This is a genomic window from Streptomyces sp. SID5643 (assembly GCF_009872555.1).
GTDB classification, from domain to species: Bacteria; Actinomycetota; Actinomycetes; order Streptomycetales; family Streptomycetaceae; genus Streptomyces; species Streptomyces iakyrus.
The window spans coordinates 72,748-87,985 of the sequence record NZ_WWIC01000295.1 but is presented as its reverse complement, the minus strand read 5'-3'; the positions used below and the strand labels follow the sequence as shown (position 1 = coordinate 87,985).

Here is a 15,238-nt window from a genome sequence, read left to right as displayed (position 1 = left end):
GCGGGCAGGTGGCCGAGAACGAGCGACGGCGCCCTCGAACGCCAGGGCCGTCCTTCTCATCGGCGCCCCCGCGTGCCGGTTCGTACAACACACCACTTCGTACTGGAGGAACACATCCATGGGTGACAACCACACCTCGGTGTCGGTGCTCGGCCTCGGCCTGATGGGGCAGGCCCTGGCCACCGCCTTCCTGAAGGCCGGCCACGCCACCACCGTGTGGAACCGTTCGGCGGACAAGGCCGAGGGCCTCGTCAAGGAGGGCGCGGTCCTCGCCGCGAAGCCCGCCGACGCCGTCGCCGCGAGCGACCTGGTGGTCGTGTGCGTGTCGACGTACGACGTGGTGCACGACGTCATCGGCCGGCTCGGCGACGCGCTGCGCGGCAAGACCGTCGTCAACCTGACCACCGGCTCCTCCGAGCAGGCCCGGCAGACCGCCGAGTGGGCGGAGAAGAACGGCGCGCAGTACCTCGACGGCGCCATCATGATCACCCCGCCCGGCATTGGCGCCGAGACCTCCGTTCTCTTCTACGCGGGCGACCGGGCCGTCTTCGACGCCCACGAACCCGTGCTGAAGCGCCTCGGCGGCGGCACCACCTACCTCGGCACCGACTATGGCAAGCCCGCCCTGTTCGACGTGTCGCTGCTCGGCCTCATGTGGGGCGCCCTCAACAGCTTCCTGCACGGTGTGGCCATCGTGGAGACCGGCGGCGTCAAGGCGCAGGAGTTCCTACCGTGGGCGCACATGTGGCTCGACGCCATCAAGATGTTCACGGCCGACTACGCCGCGCAGATCGACGCCGGCGACGAGAGGTTCCCGGCCGGCGACGCCACCCTGGAGACGCACCTGGGCGCGCTCAAGCACCTCGTCGAGGAGTCCGAGGCGCTCGGCGTCGACACCGAACTGCCCAGGTACTCGGAGGCGCTGATGGAGGGCGTCATCGCCCGGGGTTACGCCCAGAACAGCTACGCCAGCGTGGTGAAGGCGTACCGCCGCCCGAACCGGTGAGGAGCCCGGGCGCCCCGCCGGCCGGATTGCCCGGCACGATCCCCGTGCGGTTGGATCAGCGGACCGGCTGAACCAAGCGGCGACCGAGGAGAGTTGATGGCGGCAGAGGGGGACCGGGCGGAGAGCACGTCCGAGGGCCATGTGAGTGGGCAGGCCCACATCACGACCGGCGGCGGCGCCGGACGGGGTCCCGTGCCCCCTCCGCCCGCGGACCGGCACGTCGCCGAACTCCTCGCCCTGCTCCGGGAAGTGCGGTCCGACCTCGAACGCCTTCGGAGTACGGACGAGATCACCGCGCTGCGGGAGGAGTGCGACGAGGCCGAGCAGGAGATCTCCCGGACGGGCCGCGTCACACCGGGCCTCGCCGCCCGGCTCCGCGACCGTCTGGAGGCAGCGCAAACGGCCGTGTCGCCCCTGGCCTCCGTCGTCGGCCTCGTCCAGTCGCTCGCCCGGGTGGAGGCGCCGGCCTTGGGCCATCCGGAAGCCGCCGGGCAGCATTCGATGCCTCCCTGGCCTGTCGGCCGTGCGCGTCCCGGCGCGTACGGGACACCCGCGGGCCACACCCCGCCCGGCCCCAGCACCGGTTCCGACGACGACGAATGGCCCGACCCCGCGGATGGGTGACATCGCCAAGGGCGTGCTGGGCGGGGCCTGGACGCTGCTGGTGGGCTGGATCCTGCCCACCGCGCTGAACCTGGCCGTCTTCCTGCTCACCGTCGCCCCGAGCCTTCGTGGCCTCGGCCCGCTCGACCGGCTGCGCGGCGCGGGCGGACTCGGCACCGGCCTCACCCTGCTGACCGGCGCGCTGTTGCTCGGCCTGGTCGCCAACGCCTGCCAGAACGCGCTCTACCGGCTGCTGGAGGGATACCTGCTGTGGCCGGCCCGGGCCTTCGAGGCGGGCTGCCGGCGCAGTCGCCGCAGCAAGGCGTTCCTCGCGGACCGGCTGACCGTGCTCCGCCTGGAGCGCCGCCGGGCCGAGCAGGGGCCGCTGCGGGCCGAGGACGCGGAGGAGCTCGCGAGGCTGCTCGCCGACCCGCGCCTCGCCCGGGCCGCCGGGCGGGACCGGCGTCGTACCGCCGTGCAGCGCGGGCTGCTGCGTGAGCGGTTCTCCCGGTTCCCGATCGCCGACGACCAGATCGCCCCGACCCGGCTCGGCAACGCCATCCGCCGCTTCGAGGAGTACGGCTGGGACCGCTACCGCCTCGACACCCAGCTGTTGTGGAACGAACTCACCGGCTGCGTCCCGGACCAGATCCGCCGCCAGAGCGAACTCGCCCGCGCCAGCGTCGACTTCTTCGTCGCCCTGCTGGCCGGCCATGCCGTCGTGGCCGTGGCGGCGGCTATCGCCCTGGCGGCCGGAGACAAGCCGGACCGCGTCGCCCTGCTGAGCACCTTCGTCGTACTCGCCGCGCTCGTGCCGGTCTGGTACCGGTCGGCGGTCACCGCGACCGACGAATGGGCGGCCGCCGTCCGGGCTTTGGTCAACACCGGCCGCAAGCCCCTCGCGGCCTCCCTCGGCCTCGCCCTCCCGCAGACCCTCGCCGCGGAACGCGCCATGTGGACGATGGTCTCCCGGCTCTCCCGCATCCCGTACCACGAACGCGCCTCCGCCCTGGACGCCTACCGCGCTGAACCCACCACGACGGACCCCGCCTGACCCCACGCCCCCGCGGACGACCGTCGAAATCCGGACGTCCGGACGGCCGGCCGGGCCTGGCGTGCGCCCCGGCAGGGCCGCTGAAGGGCGGTGACCGGTGACCGCCTCGCTCGTCGACCGGTATCAGGACCTGGCCCCGGCACATCTCGTCCTGGTCTGCGGCGTGTTCGCCGACGTCTCCGACGCCGGCATCAAGCCGACCATCGGCGTCTGCACCCGGCTCTGCGAGACCGGCGGCACCGTCGTCCGGAACCGGCACCGCGGCGAGCCCGAGCGGGTGCCGCTGATCTGCCTCCCGACTGCGCATGTTCGCGTCCCGGCCACGGTGTGCTGCGGGACCGCCCTGGTGCGGCAGCGTCGTTATCGCGCCGATTTCACGGACGTGGCACACGGCGAGGTGAGCGACGGGGCGAGCGGCGCGAGAATGGTGAGGGCCTGGCGCGGCGCACCCGGATACCCGCGGGCGAATCGATCCGCCGAACGCGCGCCGCCGCCGGGCGAGCTCCGAGATCAGGCACGCTCCCCCGATGGGATCGGACCGTCTTCAGACCGGCACGAACGCGCCGGAACGGAGGACTGACTCATGGCCACCCCACTCACCGCCGCCCGGCTCGTCGCCGCGTTGAAGGCCGAGGGCTGCGCCGTCCGCGAAGTCACCGGCTGGCGCACCAACAACCGTAACCACAAAGGGCCTTGGGGCCCCGTGCACGGCGCGATGATCCACCACACCGTCACCGGCTCCGGCACGGACGTCGTCGGCCTGATCTTCCACGGCCACAGCGCCCTGCCCGGCCCGCTCGCCACCGGATGCATCACCAAGGACGGCGTCGTCCACCTCACCGGGAACGGCCGGGCCAACCACGCCGGAGGCGGTGACCGCGACGTACTCGACGCCGTCATCGGCGAGTCGTACGGCACGTACCCGCCACCCACGCACGAGCACGACGGCTCGGCCGGCGCGGTCGACGGCAACGCCCGCTTCTACGGCTGGGAGTGCGAGAACAGGGGCGACGGCAAGGACCCGTGGCCGGCCGCCCAGTACCTCGCGATGGTCAAGGCCACCGCCGCGATCTGCCGCGCCCACGGCTGGGGCCACAAGAGTGCCATCGGCCACCTGGAATGGAGCGACTGGAAGGTCGACCCGCGGGGATTCGACATGGCCGGCTTCCGCCGAGACGTCGCCGACGCCCTGGCCCTCCCGGCGGGCCGGTGGGAAGGAGAGGACCCCATGCCCCAGTACGTGAACCTCGGTGTCGCCGGGGAGTACCAGCTCGCGCCCGGCGCCTGGGACTCGGTCGAGTTCACCGCTGAGTGGACCGACGAGACCGGCCACCACGCCACCGGCGGCAGCGTGTTCGCCCGGGGCCCGGCCCGCTTCAGCGGCACCCTCAGCCTCCACATCGACGGCCTGCCGGCGGGCGCGGTCGTGCAGGCACGCATGTCGGAGTACGAGGGCGACGAGCTCCGAACGGACCACCCGATCCACGAGATCGCCGGGACCGGCGGCGGCAGTTTCGTGGTCGTGCCCGTGACCAAGCGGCTCGCCACGGGGCGCAGCATGCGGGTGCGGCTGCTGAACCAGGCCGCCGACCCCGTCACCGTCGTGAGCGCCGTACTGACCGCACTGGTCTGGAAGGAGACCTGAGCACCGCCCTGCGGGAGACGATCGCCGCCTCCGGACGTATACCCGGGCATGCACCGAAGCGAGCCACCTCCGTTACGAGTTGAACGAACGGACGGCCCTGTGATTAGGGTGCGGGCGATGTTCTGCGCGCACCCCACTCCCTCACGCCCGGCCGCAAGAGGCACCCGCGCCTCCCGTTGCGGGAGGTCCCGTGAGTGACACGGTGACCGCGGCCCGCCCCGGGGCCGCGGTGACACGGGCGACGGGAACGAAGGAGCAGGACGCGGCGCCCCGCCCGGTCCGGCAGCGGGACGCGTTCTTCGACAACGCCAAGTACCTCGCGATCGTCCTGGTGGCCGTCGGGCACGCCTGGGAGCCACTGCGCCAGGGCAGCAGGACCGTCACCGCCCTCTACATGCTCGTCTACGCCTTCCACATGCCGGCGTTCATCATCGTCTCCGGCTACTTCTCCCGCACCTTCGACGGCAGCCCCGCCCGGCTCGGGCGGCTGCTCACCGGCGTCGTCGTCCCGTACGTGGTGTTCGAGACGGCGTACACCCTGTTCACCCGCTGGACCAGCCAGGACCCCGGCCGCCCGGTCACCCTGCTGGACCCGCTGTACCTCACCTGGTTCCTCGCGGCGCTGTTCGTCTGGCGGCTGACCACACCCCTGTGGCGGCTGGTGCGGTGGCCGCTCCCGCTCGCCCTGGCCGTCGCGATGCTCGCCACGAGCGCACCGTCCATCGGCCAGGACCTCGATCTGCAGCGGACCTTGCAGTTCCTGCCCTACTTCGTGCTCGGTCTGCTGCTGCGCCCGGAGCACTTCCGGCTGGTGCGGCGGCGTGAGGTGCGGATCCTCGCCGTGCCGGTGGCCGCCTGCGCCCTGGCCGTGGCGTACTGGGCGGTCCCGCGCATGGACTACGCCTGGTTCTTCCACGCCGACAGCGCCCCGGAGCTGGGCGTGCCCCTCTGGTACGGGCCCGTGATGACCCTGGCCGCCTTCGGCTGCTCGCTCGTCCTGGTCGGCTGTTTCCTCGCCTGGGTGCCCGGGCGCCGGACGTGGTTCACCGTGCTGGGCGCCGGCACCCTGTGCGGCTACCTGCTGCACGGCTTCGTCGCGCAGGCCGCGAAGTACTGGGGCTGGTACGAGCCGGCCTGGGTGCGCGGGCCCGCCGGTGTGGTCGCCGCCACCCTGGTCGCGGGCGTGGTCGTCACCGCCCTGTGCACTCCGTCCGTACGGCGGGTCTTCCGCCCCGTGACCGAACCGGGCATGGTGTGGGCCTTCCGCGCCACGGCCGCCACCAAGGCCGGTGCCCGTCGGGCTGCGCCCCGACCGCGCGGCCCGCACGCTGGAGGGACAGCACACTTCTGCGCGAGGGAGCACCGGCATGGCGAAGGGCCGCAGCGAGGGCGGGAAGCCGAAGAAGGGTGACAAGGTCACCTGGAGCAGTCACGGCAGCCGGACCGAGGGCGAGGTCGAGAGGGAGATCACCGAACGGACCGAGGCGTCGGGCCGCACGGTCGACGCCTCACCGGACGACCCGCAGTACGAGGTGCGCAGCGACAAGTCCGGCAGGACCGCGGTGCACAAGCCGTCCGCGCTCAAGAAGAAGAAGTGAGGCGGCGTGGACGACGAGGAGCGCCAGGAGACCTGGAACGACTTCCGTGAGCTGGTGAACATGACACCGGCGGACCTGGAGAAATGGCTGGAGTCCGACGCCTCACAAGGCGTCGGGCAGCACCAGGACGGGGGCGAGTCCACCGGGCACGCCTCCGGCCGCCGGATCGTGGCGATCCTGCGGGCCGGCAAGGCCGACCTCACGGACGACGACTACCGGCACATGCGCAAGGTCGTCGGCTACGTACGCCGCCACCAGGCCCAGCGGCCCTCCGGGGACGTCCGGGACACGCGGTGGCGGTACTCCCTGATGAACTGGGGCCACGACCCGCTCGCCGGGTGATCAGGGCGCGCCGGTCTCGTGCGGGGTCGGGGCGACACCGTTCAGCGCCTGGGTCATCTGGTGCTGGGTCTCTTCGGCCACGACACGGGCCTCCTCGACGACGTCACCCCGTTCGCGTATGAGGCTCGCGTAGATCGGCAGTTCTTCGGTTCGGGTCGACTCGGATATCACAACGGGTTCCAATCGGTTTGCAGCCGGGATCCAGGGGGTCCGAGTAAGTCTGCGTCACGGCCCCGCACCGCGTTACTCACCCCCGTGGTGTTCAGATCTCCGTCACGTGTTTCGCAAATTCCTCACGTTTGCGATCCGTGGCCGGCCGCCGCCGTCCGCACGCGAAAGGGCCCCGGGAAACGCTTCCCGGGGCCCTTTCGCGTGCAGGTCGTCAGAGCGACGTCGTCTGGACGCCCGCGTGGCCGCCCGCAGCCGCGCCCTCCGGCGACAGGGTCGCGTGCAGGGCGGCGCAGGCCTCGCCGGTCAGGGGGCCGACCAGACCGGCGGAGAGGCCGCCCACGAGGCCCGCGGAGACATCGACGCCGCCCGCGTTGCCGCCGGCGACGGCGTCCAGGTCGGCGTCGGAGAGCTCGGCGGTGGCGACCCGAGAGGTGAGGTTCATGGGGTGTTTCCCTTCGCGTGAATGTCTCGCAATGGCGGTGAGCGCGAGTGACGCCGGAAGCCGGGGACCAGCTCCCGTCCCGGCTGCTCCCGCCGTGCGCAGGATCAAAACACTCCCCGCAGGGGAGAGCCAATTGCCTTCCGGTGACCCGCGGCTCCCTCCGGCAGCCGTCTTCACCGCTGTGACCGCGGGGTCACCGGATGCTCCCACTCCTTCACACAGCCCGTCGCCCGGGCGGGTGCGGGAGTGTTGCGCCCCGGATCCCGAAGCGGGCACTTCGCCGCCAAGCCCCCGTGCCGGAACCGGGCCACGCCGGCGGGTCGGGCGGTGCGCCGCCTTCCGGCCCGCGATGTGCAGATGTGCTGGAGGTTCGGGCCCGTACCCGTCAGGCCGCCGCAGCCGGCTGCATCAGACGGGCCAGCAGGTCGTCCAGGGTGACCAGGCCGGTGAGCCGGCCGGAGCCGTCGCGGACCACGGCCAGGGACGACCGGCGGCGGCGCAGCACCTCGATCGCCTCGGCGACCGTGGCCGTCTCCGCCAGCTCGGGCACCGGCCGGGCGAGGTCCCGCGCGGTCGTGGCCCGGCCCCGGGCCCGGGCCACCAGGGCGTCCCGGGCGTGCACCGAGCCGAGGACGATGCCGTTCTCCCGGACCAGCAGCCGCGTGCGGTCGTGCTCGGCGGCGAAGCGCAGCAGCGCCTCGACGTCCGCGCCGCCCTCGGCCCAGGTGATCTCGGCGGCGGGGATCCGCAGCGCCGCCACCGGTGTCTCCGGCTCGGTCAGCGAGCGGGTCAGCAGCTCGGAGTCGGTCGCGCTGATCAGGCCCAGCCGCTCCGACTCCTCCACCAGGTGCGTCAGCTGCTCCCGGTTGTGCACCGAGGCCAGCTCGTCGCGCGGGGCCACGCGGCACAGCCGCACCAGGGCGTTGCTCACCGCGTTGAGCAGCCGGATCAGCGGGCGCACGGCCCGCACCACGGCCCGGAAGGGCGGCGACAGCAGCATCGCCGAACGCTCCGGGTGGGCGATGGCCCAGGACTTGGGCGCCATCTCGCCGACCACCATGTGCAGGAACACCACCACGACCATCGCCACGGCGAAGGCCACGCCGTAGCTCACCGCGCTGGGCAGGCCCAGCGTGTGCAGCAGCGGGTCGAGTTCGTGCGAGATCGCCGGCTTGGACACCGAGCCGAGGCCCAGCGTGCACACGGTGATGCCCAGCTGGGCACCGGCCAGCATCAGCGACAGCTCGCGCATGCCGGCCAGGGCCGCGCCGGCACCGCGCCGCCCGTCCGCCGCCGCCTTCTCCATACGGTGGCGCTTGGCGGCGACGAGGGCGAACTCGGCCGCGACGAAGAAGCCGCTGCCGATCAGCAGCAGCACGGTCACGAAGACCGCCATCGGGAAACTCACGCCATCTCCTCGGCTTGCACGGCCTCCACCAGCGGGCTGATCCGGACCCGGTCGGCCACGTGCCGGTCCAGCGTGCGGACGTCGATCACGGCCCGGCCACCGCCGGGCAGCCCGACCGTGACGCGGTCACCCACCGTCGGGAAGCGGCCGAGCCGGTCCACGACCAGGCCGGCCACGGTGTCGTAGTCGTCGCCCTCCGGCAGCCGGACACCGGTCGCCTCGGCCACCTCGTCCACCCGTCGGCCGGCGTCCACCAGCCAGCCGTCGCCGTCGGCGAGGGCGAGCAGGGTGACCTTGTCGGACTCGTCGGCGATGTCACCGACCAGCTCCTCGGCGATGTCCTCGTAGGTGACGACGCCCGCCACGCCGCCGTGCTCGTCGAGGACGACCGCGAACTCGTCGTCCTGCTCCCGCATCCGCGTCACCGCGTCGGGCAGCGCGAGGGTGTCCGGCAGCAGCAGCGGCCGCCGGGCCACCTCCCCGGCCCGCGCGCCGGCCATCCGGGCGGCGGGCAGCGCCATCAGCTCGCGCACGCCCAGCACACCCACGATGTCGTCCGGGTGGTCGCCGAGCACGGGGTAGTTGGAGTGGCCGTGCCGGGCGATCAGGCCGACCGCCTCATCGGCGCCGGCGTCCATGCGCACGAACACGGCGTCCGCGCGCGGCACCATCACCTCGTCGAGGGTGCGCTCGGAGAACTCCAGCGCGTGGTCCAGCAGCGCGGCGGTGTCCTCGGGCAGCTCGCCCTGCTCGTGGGACTCGCCGATCAGATGGCCCAGCTCCTCCAGCGTGGCGCCGTGGTGCAGTTCCTCGACGGGCTCGATCCCGGCCTTGCGCAGCAGCCGGTCGGCCGCGCCGTCGAAGACCCGCACGACGGGTCCGACGACCTTCAGGTACGCCAGGGTGGACGGCGCCAGCGCCTTCGCCAGCCGCTCGGGCACGGCGATCGCGAGGTTCTTCGGGGCGAGTTCGCCCAGCACCATCTGCACGACCGTGGCCAGCGTGAAGGCGAGGACGACAGCGATGCCGCCGACGGCCGCGTCCGGCAGGCCGAGCCCCGACAGGGCGGGCCTGAGCAGGGCGGACACCGAGGGTTCGGCGATGAAGCCGACCACCAGGCCGGTGACGGTGATGCCGAGCTGCGCGCCGGACAGCATGAAGGACAGCCGCTCCAGGACCGTGAGGGCACGGGCCGCCCTGCGGTCCCCGGCCTCGGCCTCACGCGCGAGGGTGAGCCGGTCGGCGGAGACGTAGGCGAACTCCTGGGCGACGAAGTAGCCGGTGCCGGCGGTCAGCACGAACACGGCGAGCAGGCCCAGCAGGGCTTCTGCGGCACTCATCGAACACCACCCCGCCGTGTGCCGCGATCACTGGTGCCGTGGCGGGATGGTCGGGGACTGTGCCCCGGAGGGTCCGTCGGTCTGGCGGACAAGAACGTGCTCCTTCAGGTGTCGTGTGTCTCCGGTACAACGCGCGTCATCGCGCCGGTGTTCCCGGATTCTACGACTGTGTAGATCAAGCCGCCCGGCTCATTCCGGGCGGGACTCCTCGGCGAGATCCGGCACCAGCCCCCGCATCGCCGCGCACTGGTCCGGGCCCATGAAGCGGGCCAGGGACTCGGTGACCGTCTCGGCGAGCGGGGCGGAGGCCTCTTTCAGCAGGTCGCGCGCCTTGTCGGTGAGGGCGACCTCGACGCCCCGCCTGTCGCCGCAGACCGACCTGCGGGTGACGAGACCGGCGTGCTGGAGGCAGGCGATCTGGTAGGTCAGGCGGGTCTTCGGACGGCCCAGGAGCTCCGCGACACGCGTCATGCGCAGACCGCCCTCGGGCTGCTCCGCGAGCAGGCACAGGACCAGGAACTCGTCGTGCGAGACGTCCAGCGTCTCCTTCGCGACCGACCGCAGCCGCTGTTCCACGGCTCCCGTCGCGGCCAGCAGCAGCATCCAGGCGCGCAGTTCGGCGGGCAGCAGCCCGCCACCGCCGAGGGACGGGCATTCGGGCAGGTCGGCGGGGTGCTCCTCGGGGTCGGCCATGGTGTCGAGTCTACCTGTCGTCCAAATTTGGAGCAGATGGTTGTTCAATTTTGGATTAGCCGCTAGCGTGCCGTGCGGAAGTCATCCAAATTTGAACGACACCTCAAGGGGAACGATCATGACCGTCGCCGTGGAAACCGGACAGTGGCAGCTCGACGCGACCGCCTCGACCGTCGGCATCCGGCACAGGACCATGTGGGGTCTGGTCACCGTGGAGGGCACGTTCGGCGCCGTCAGCGGCACGGGCGAGGTCCGTCCCGACGGGTCCGCCGTCGGCACTCTGACCTTCGACGTCGCCTCGCTGGACACCGGGCACGCCAAGCGCGACACCCATCTGAGGTCGGAGCACTTCTTCGACGCCGGCCACCACCCCGAGATCACCTTCGCGGCCCGCAGCGCCGAACTCCGCGACGGGGACCGGGTGCACGTCATCGGGCAGCTCACCGTGCGCGGCATCAGCAGGCCGCTGTCCCTGGACGCCCGCGTGACGGACCGGGACGCCGGGGGCCTCACGCTGGACACCGAGTTCACCGTCGACCGCGAGCAGTTCGGCATGGGCTGGAACCAGCTGGGCATGATCCGCGGCCGGGCCACGGTCGCCGCCACCCTCCGCTTCACCCGGGCCGCGGCCTGACGTCACCGTCAGCCGCCCCGCCGCGCACGGCTTGCCGCACATCGCCGCCGGTGAGCGGGCCCCGGAGGGAGGTGAAGACTCCGGTGTGATCCGGGTAGGGGCCCCTGCGGGCTCCACGGCGGCCCCCGCGGTCCCGTCGGCGCCGCTTGCCGTTCCTTCGGTTCAGTACACGTCCCGCAGGTACCGCTTGTCCGCCGCGAGCTGCTTCAGATACGCGGTGGCCTCGGCCTCGCCCAGTCCGCCGTGCGTCATCGCGACGTCCCGCAGCGCCCGGTCGACGTCCTTCGCCATCCGCGAGGCGTCGCCGCACACGTAGAGACGGGCCCCGTCGCGCAGCCAGTGCCACAACTCCGGCCCGTGCTCGCGCATCCGGTCCTGCACGTACACCTTGTTGCGCTGGTCCCGGGAGAAGGCCGTGTCCAGCCGGGTGAGGACGCCCTCGTCGCGCAGCGCCGTCAGTTCGTCCTCGTAGTAGAAGTCCGTCGCCCGGTGCTGCTCCCCGAAGAACAGCCAGTTGGGGGCCCGGTGGCCGAGCGCCCGCCGCTCCTGGAGGAAGCCGACGAAGGGCGCCACGCCGGTGCCCGGGCCGACCATGACCATCGGCGTCGAGGCGTCGGCCGGGGGCCGGAAGTGCGGCGAGCGCTGCACGAACACCGGCACCTCCGTGTCCGGTCCGGCGTCCGCGAGGTACGGCGAGCAGACCCCGCCGCGCGCACGGCCGTGCAGGTTCTCGTACCGCACCACGGACACCGTCAGCGACACCCGGTGGGGATCGGCCAGCGGACTGGACGATATGGAGTACAGCCGCGGCTGGAGCCTGCGCAGCACCCCGGCCCACTCCTCGGCGCTCGCCCGCACCGCGTACTCGGCGAGCACGTCCACCGCCTGCCGCCCCCAGCTCCACTGCGCCAGCCCGTCCTTGTTGTCCGGCCGCAGCAGCCTGCGCAACTCGTGCTTGTCCCGGGCGCGTTCGGCGACGAAGCGGAGCAGGTCGGGGGTGATCCGGGTGATGTCGAGATGCCGGTGCAGGGCCTCGCCGAACGGCACCTCACCGACACCGTCGACCGCCACGGCCGACCCGGCGTCCACGCCGGTCACCGCCAGCCACTCCTCCACCAGGGCGGGCGCGTTCACCGGCCGCACCCCGAGCGCGTCCCCGGCCTCGTACGCCAGGTCCGTCCCGCTCGTGTCGAAGGTGAACCGCCGGACCTCCTTGCCCGCACCCGCCCGGCTCAGCAGCCGGTTGCCGACCAGCCGGGCGGTGGTGACGGGCTTGGACCGCGTCATGGGCGTCCCGGCCGGCGGGGCAGTCGTCGCGCCCAGCGCAGACAGCACCTGGTCGAGCCACTCCCCGGCGGACGGCTCGAAGTCCGGCTCGCAGTCCGTGCGCGGGGCCAGCCGCACCCCGCCCAGCTCGCCGAGCCGTGCGTCCAGCCGCCGTCCGTGCCCGCAGAAGTCGTCGTAGGAGGAGTCGCCGAAGGCCAGCACCGCGTACCGCACCCCGTCCAGCCGGGGGGCCTGCTCGCCGGAGAGCGCGTCCCAGAAGCCGGAGCCGTTGTCGGGTGCGTCGCCGTCCCCGAAGGTGCTGGTGATGAACAGCAGATCCGCGGTGCGGGCGAGCGCCCCGACATCGGCGTCGTCCATGCCGACGAGGGTCGTACGGTGTCCCGTCGAGGTCAGCCGTTCGGCCGTGGCGGTGGCGAACTCCTCCGCGTTGCCGGTCTGCGAGGCCCACAGCACGACGACCTCCCGCCCGGATCGCTCCTGCCGCACGGCGGCCCCCGTGCGCGAGTACATGCCGGCGAGAACGCCGTTCACCCACAGGGCGTGTTCGGGGGAGAAGGGCGCGTCGGGCGGCAGCACCGGCACCCCGGGGGTGCCCGAGCCGAGCCCGGCGAGGAAGCCGGTGAGGTACCGGCGCTCCTGGGCGGAGAGCACCGGGGGAGGGGAGGGTTCCAGGCCGAAGGGGTTCGCGCCGCCCGGCGTCACGGCCGTGGGCGTCAGGGCCGGTGTCTCCGGGGCGGGTGCCGGGGACGCCACCTTCGCCAGCGACACCGCGCACACCTTGAACTCCGGCTGGAACGACAGCGGATCCACCGCGTCGCTCGTCACCGCGTTGATGCTCAGGTACTCGCCGAACAGGTCGTTCCAGTGGAAGGGCGCGAAGCAGCAGCCCTGCCGCACCCGGTCCGTCACCACCGCCGGCAGCACGGCCCGCCCGCGCCGCGAGGCGACGTCCACGAGATCGCCGTCGGCGACCCCGAGCGCCGTGGCGTCCGCGGGGTGAAGCTCCAGGAACGGCCCCGGGTTCAGTTTGGTGAGCTTGGGGACCTTGCCGGTCTTGGTGAGCGTGTGCCACTGGTGCTGGACCCGCCCGGTGTTGAGGACGAACGGGTAGTCGTCGTCCGGCATCTCGGCGGCGGGCAGGTGCGGCCGCGCGAAGAAGGCGGCCCGCCCGGAGGCCGTCGGAAAGCGCAGCCCTTCCTCGTCCACGTACCGGATCGGGTTGCGCTCCGGCCCGTCCTCCCGCGCGGCCGGCCACTGCACGGGCGTCTCGCGCAGCCGCTCGTAGGACACCCCGCGCAGGTCCCACCCGGTCCTCGGGTTCCAGAAGCGCTTGATCTCCTCGAAGACCTGCTCGGCGCTGTCGTACGAGAACCCCTTCTCGTAGCCCATCGCGCACGCCACCTCCGCGATGATCCGCCAGTCGGCCATCGCCTCCCCGGGCGGGTCCGCGGCCGGCCGGGTCAGCGTGAGGACGCGCTCGCTGTTCACGAAGACGCCCTCCGCCTCGGTCCACATCGCGCCCGGCAGGACGACGTCGGCGTACGCGTTCGTCTCGGTGTCCGTGAACACGTCCTGCGTGACGACGAACTCGGCGGCCTCCAGGCCCTCGATGACGGTGCGGCGGTTGGCGACCGAGGCGACCGGGTTGGTGCACATGATCCAGCAGGCCTTGATCTCCCCGTCGGCCATTTGCCGGAACATCTCGACCGTGCCCTGCCCGACCCCGTCGGCGCGCAGCGTCCCGGGCGGCAGCTCCCACACCTCCTCGGTGAAGGCCCGCTCCTGCGGGACGAGCACCGACCGCTGCCCCGGCAGCCCCGGCCCCATGTAGCCCATCTCGCGCCCGCCCATGGCGTTGGGCTGCCCGGTCAGGGAGAACGGCCCGGCGCCCGGACGGCAGATCGCGCCCGTCGCCAGATGCAGGTTGACCAGGGCGTTGGTGTTCCAGGTGCCGTGGGTGGACTGGTTGAGCCCCATGGTCCAGCAGCTCATCCACCGCTTCCCGGCCGCGCCGATGATCCGGGCCGCCTCCCGGAGGTCGTCCTCGGCGAGCCCGGTGATCTCGGCGACGGCCGCCGGGTGGTAGTCGGCGAGGAACGCGGGCAGTTCCTCCCAGCCCTCGGTGTGGTCCGCGACGAACTCCGCGTCGGTGTGCCCGTTCTCCAGCAGCAGGTGCAGCAGACCGTTCAGCAGCGCGAGGTCGGTCCCCGGCCTGACCTGGAGGAACAGATCGGCCTTGGCGGCGGTCGCGGTCCGCCTCGGGTCGACGACGATCAGCTTGGCGCCCGCCTTGATCCGCTCCATCATCCGCAGGAACAGGATCGGATGGCAGTCGGCCATGTTCGACCCGATGACGAGGAAGGCGTCCGCCCGGTCGAAGTCCTCGTACGACCCGGGCGGCCCGTCCGCCCCCAGCGACAGCTTGTAGCCGGTGCCCGCGCTCGCCATGCACAGCCGCGAGTTGGACTCGATCCGGTTCGTCCCCACGAACCCCTTCGCCAGCTTGTTCGCCAGGTACTGCGCCTCCAGGCTCAGCTGCCCGGAGACGTAGAAGGCGACCGCGTCCGGCCCGTGCTCGTCGACGATCGCCCGCAGCCGCGCGGCGGTCCCGGCGATCGCGTCGGCCACGGGCGCCGGGGCCGCCTCCTCGCCCCGGTCGTCCCGCACGAGCGCGCGGGTCAGCCGCCCGGGCGCGGCGAGCATGTCGGCGGTGGTCGCACCCTTGGTGCACAGCCGGCCCGCGTTCGCGGGGTGCGCCCTGTCACCCGACGCCTTCAGCACCTTGCGCCGCCCGTCCGGGCCCGCACCGACATCCAGCACCAGGCCGCAGCCCACGCCGCAGTACGAGCAGACGGTGCGCACCCGCTGCGTCTCCTGCTGCGGCCGGGGGGTCGTGGTCATGCCGTCGACGGTACGAACGTCCCGTTACGCAGGTGTCACATCACTTGATCACGAGCAGTTACGCCGGTCACACAGCCGCCTTCTGGCCGTTGTGAGGTGCATTGAGGTCGCTGA

The 15,238-nt window shown here is 72.6% G+C and carries 15 protein-coding genes; 9 read left to right on the top strand and 6 right to left on the bottom strand.

All coding sequences use genetic code 11. The features are described from left to right. Window positions 1–118: 118 nt before the first annotated feature. The 8 genes from GTY56_RS32530 (at window position 119) to GTY56_RS32495 (ending at window position 6,248) form a co-directional block, all read left to right on the top strand. Complete coding sequence (locus GTY56_RS32530; RefSeq protein ID WP_161368861.1) at window positions 119–1,006, top strand: NAD(P)-dependent oxidoreductase; 888 nt, start codon at window positions 119–121, stop codon at window positions 1,004–1,006. A 96-nt stretch (window positions 1,007–1,102) separates the two neighbouring features. After that, on the top strand, window positions 1,103–1,630 hold the full coding sequence (locus GTY56_RS32525) for a hypothetical protein (RefSeq protein ID WP_161368860.1): 528 nt from the start codon (window positions 1,103–1,105) through the stop codon (window positions 1,628–1,630). After that, the gene (locus GTY56_RS32520) at window positions 1,623–2,663 is read left to right on the top strand and encodes a hypothetical protein (RefSeq protein WP_161368859.1); all 1,041 of its coding nucleotides are present in this window, start codon (window positions 1,623–1,625) and stop codon (window positions 2,661–2,663) included. Before GTY56_RS32525 ends, GTY56_RS32520 begins: the two co-directional genes overlap by 8 nt. Before the next feature lie 97 nt (window positions 2,664–2,760). Then, on the top strand, window positions 2,761–3,243 hold the full coding sequence (locus GTY56_RS32515) for a hypothetical protein (protein WP_161368858.1): 483 nt from the start codon (window positions 2,761–2,763) through the stop codon (window positions 3,241–3,243). A gap of 3 nt (window positions 3,244–3,246) precedes the next feature. Then, window positions 3,247–4,308 (top strand): peptidoglycan recognition protein family protein, encoded by a 1,062-nt coding sequence (locus tag GTY56_RS32510; protein ID WP_161368857.1) that lies wholly within the window; start codon window positions 3,247–3,249, stop codon window positions 4,306–4,308. A gap of 190 nt (window positions 4,309–4,498) precedes the next feature. Then, complete coding sequence (locus GTY56_RS32505; RefSeq protein WP_161368856.1) at window positions 4,499–5,719, top strand: acyltransferase family protein; 1,221 nt, start codon at window positions 4,499–4,501, stop codon at window positions 5,717–5,719. Then, window positions 5,676–5,906, top strand: coding sequence for a hypervirulence associated TUDOR domain-containing protein (locus GTY56_RS32500; protein WP_053667926.1), 231 nt, complete (start codon window positions 5,676–5,678; stop codon window positions 5,904–5,906). The genes GTY56_RS32505 and GTY56_RS32500 overlap by 44 nt, the downstream gene beginning before the upstream one ends. A gap of 6 nt (window positions 5,907–5,912) precedes the next feature. Continuing rightward, the gene (locus GTY56_RS32495; RefSeq protein ID WP_161368855.1) at window positions 5,913–6,248 is read left to right on the top strand and encodes a DUF3140 domain-containing protein; all 336 of its coding nucleotides are present in this window, start codon (window positions 5,913–5,915) and stop codon (window positions 6,246–6,248) included. Here the strand turns inward: GTY56_RS32495 and GTY56_RS40145 are convergent, their stop codons facing one another. The 5 genes from GTY56_RS40145 to GTY56_RS32475 all read right to left on the bottom strand — a co-directional run bounded on the left by GTY56_RS40145 (window position 6,249) and on the right by GTY56_RS32475 (window position 10,302). Continuing rightward, complete coding sequence (locus tag GTY56_RS40145; RefSeq protein WP_237525135.1) at window positions 6,249–6,419, bottom strand: hypothetical protein; 171 nt, start codon at window positions 6,417–6,419, stop codon at window positions 6,249–6,251. It lies immediately after the preceding gene. A 211-nt stretch (window positions 6,420–6,630) separates the two neighbouring features. Then, window positions 6,631–6,861 carry a hypothetical protein gene (locus GTY56_RS32490; RefSeq protein ID WP_161368854.1) on the bottom strand — a complete coding sequence of 77 codons (231 nt, stop codon included), beginning with the start codon at window positions 6,859–6,861 and terminating at the stop codon, window positions 6,631–6,633. A 385-nt stretch (window positions 6,862–7,246) separates the two neighbouring features. Beyond that, window positions 7,247–8,269 (bottom strand): CNNM domain-containing protein, encoded by a 1,023-nt coding sequence (locus GTY56_RS32485; protein ID WP_161368853.1) that lies wholly within the window; start codon window positions 8,267–8,269, stop codon window positions 7,247–7,249. Further along, window positions 8,266–9,609, bottom strand: coding sequence for a hemolysin family protein (locus GTY56_RS32480; protein ID WP_161368852.1), 1,344 nt, complete (start codon window positions 9,607–9,609; stop codon window positions 8,266–8,268). Before GTY56_RS32480 ends, GTY56_RS32485 begins: the two co-directional genes overlap by 4 nt. A gap of 189 nt (window positions 9,610–9,798) precedes the next feature. Further along, on the bottom strand, window positions 9,799–10,302 hold the full coding sequence (locus GTY56_RS32475; RefSeq protein ID WP_161368851.1) for a MarR family winged helix-turn-helix transcriptional regulator: 504 nt from the start codon (window positions 10,300–10,302) through the stop codon (window positions 9,799–9,801). A 118-nt stretch (window positions 10,303–10,420) separates the two neighbouring features. Here GTY56_RS32475 and GTY56_RS32470 point away from each other — a divergent pair, with 118 nt between their 5' ends. Beyond that, window positions 10,421–10,936, top strand: a complete 516-nt coding sequence (locus GTY56_RS32470; protein ID WP_161368850.1) for a YceI family protein — start codon at window positions 10,421–10,423, stop codon at window positions 10,934–10,936. 162 nt (window positions 10,937–11,098) lie between these two features. Here the strand turns inward: GTY56_RS32470 and GTY56_RS32465 are convergent, their stop codons facing one another. Continuing rightward, the gene (locus tag GTY56_RS32465; RefSeq protein WP_161368849.1) at window positions 11,099–15,124 is read right to left on the bottom strand and encodes a bifunctional nitrate reductase/sulfite reductase flavoprotein subunit alpha; all 4,026 of its coding nucleotides are present in this window, start codon (window positions 15,122–15,124) and stop codon (window positions 11,099–11,101) included. Between the last annotated feature and the right edge of the window lie 114 nt (window positions 15,125–15,238).

Excerpts from the sequence above, each read along its gene's own strand:
- GTY56_RS32530 (WP_161368861.1), top strand. The coding sequence starts at position 119 with ATGGGTGACAACCACACCTCGGTGTCGGTGCTCGGCCTCGGCCTGATG.
- GTY56_RS32525 (WP_161368860.1), top strand. The coding sequence starts at position 1,103 with ATGGCGGCAGAGGGGGACCGGGCGGAGAGCACGTCCGAGGGCCATGTG.
- GTY56_RS32520 (WP_161368859.1), top strand. The coding sequence starts at position 1,623 with ATGGGTGACATCGCCAAGGGCGTGCTGGGCGGGGCCTGGACGCTGCTG.
- GTY56_RS32510 (WP_161368857.1), top strand. The coding sequence starts at position 3,247 with ATGGCCACCCCACTCACCGCCGCCCGGCTCGTCGCCGCGTTGAAGGCC.
- GTY56_RS32500 (WP_053667926.1), top strand. The coding sequence starts at position 5,676 with ATGGCGAAGGGCCGCAGCGAGGGCGGGAAGCCGAAGAAGGGTGACAAG.
- GTY56_RS32490 (WP_161368854.1), bottom strand. The coding sequence starts at position 6,861 with ATGAACCTCACCTCTCGGGTCGCCACCGCCGAGCTCTCCGACGCCGAC.
- GTY56_RS32480 (WP_161368852.1), bottom strand. The coding sequence starts at position 9,609 with ATGAGTGCCGCAGAAGCCCTGCTGGGCCTGCTCGCCGTGTTCGTGCTG.
- GTY56_RS32475 (WP_161368851.1), bottom strand. The coding sequence starts at position 10,302 with ATGGCCGACCCCGAGGAGCACCCCGCCGACCTGCCCGAATGCCCGTCC.
- GTY56_RS32470 (WP_161368850.1), top strand. The coding sequence starts at position 10,421 with ATGACCGTCGCCGTGGAAACCGGACAGTGGCAGCTCGACGCGACCGCC.
- GTY56_RS32465 (WP_161368849.1), bottom strand. The coding sequence starts at position 15,124 with ATGACCACGACCCCCCGGCCGCAGCAGGAGACGCAGCGGGTGCGCACC.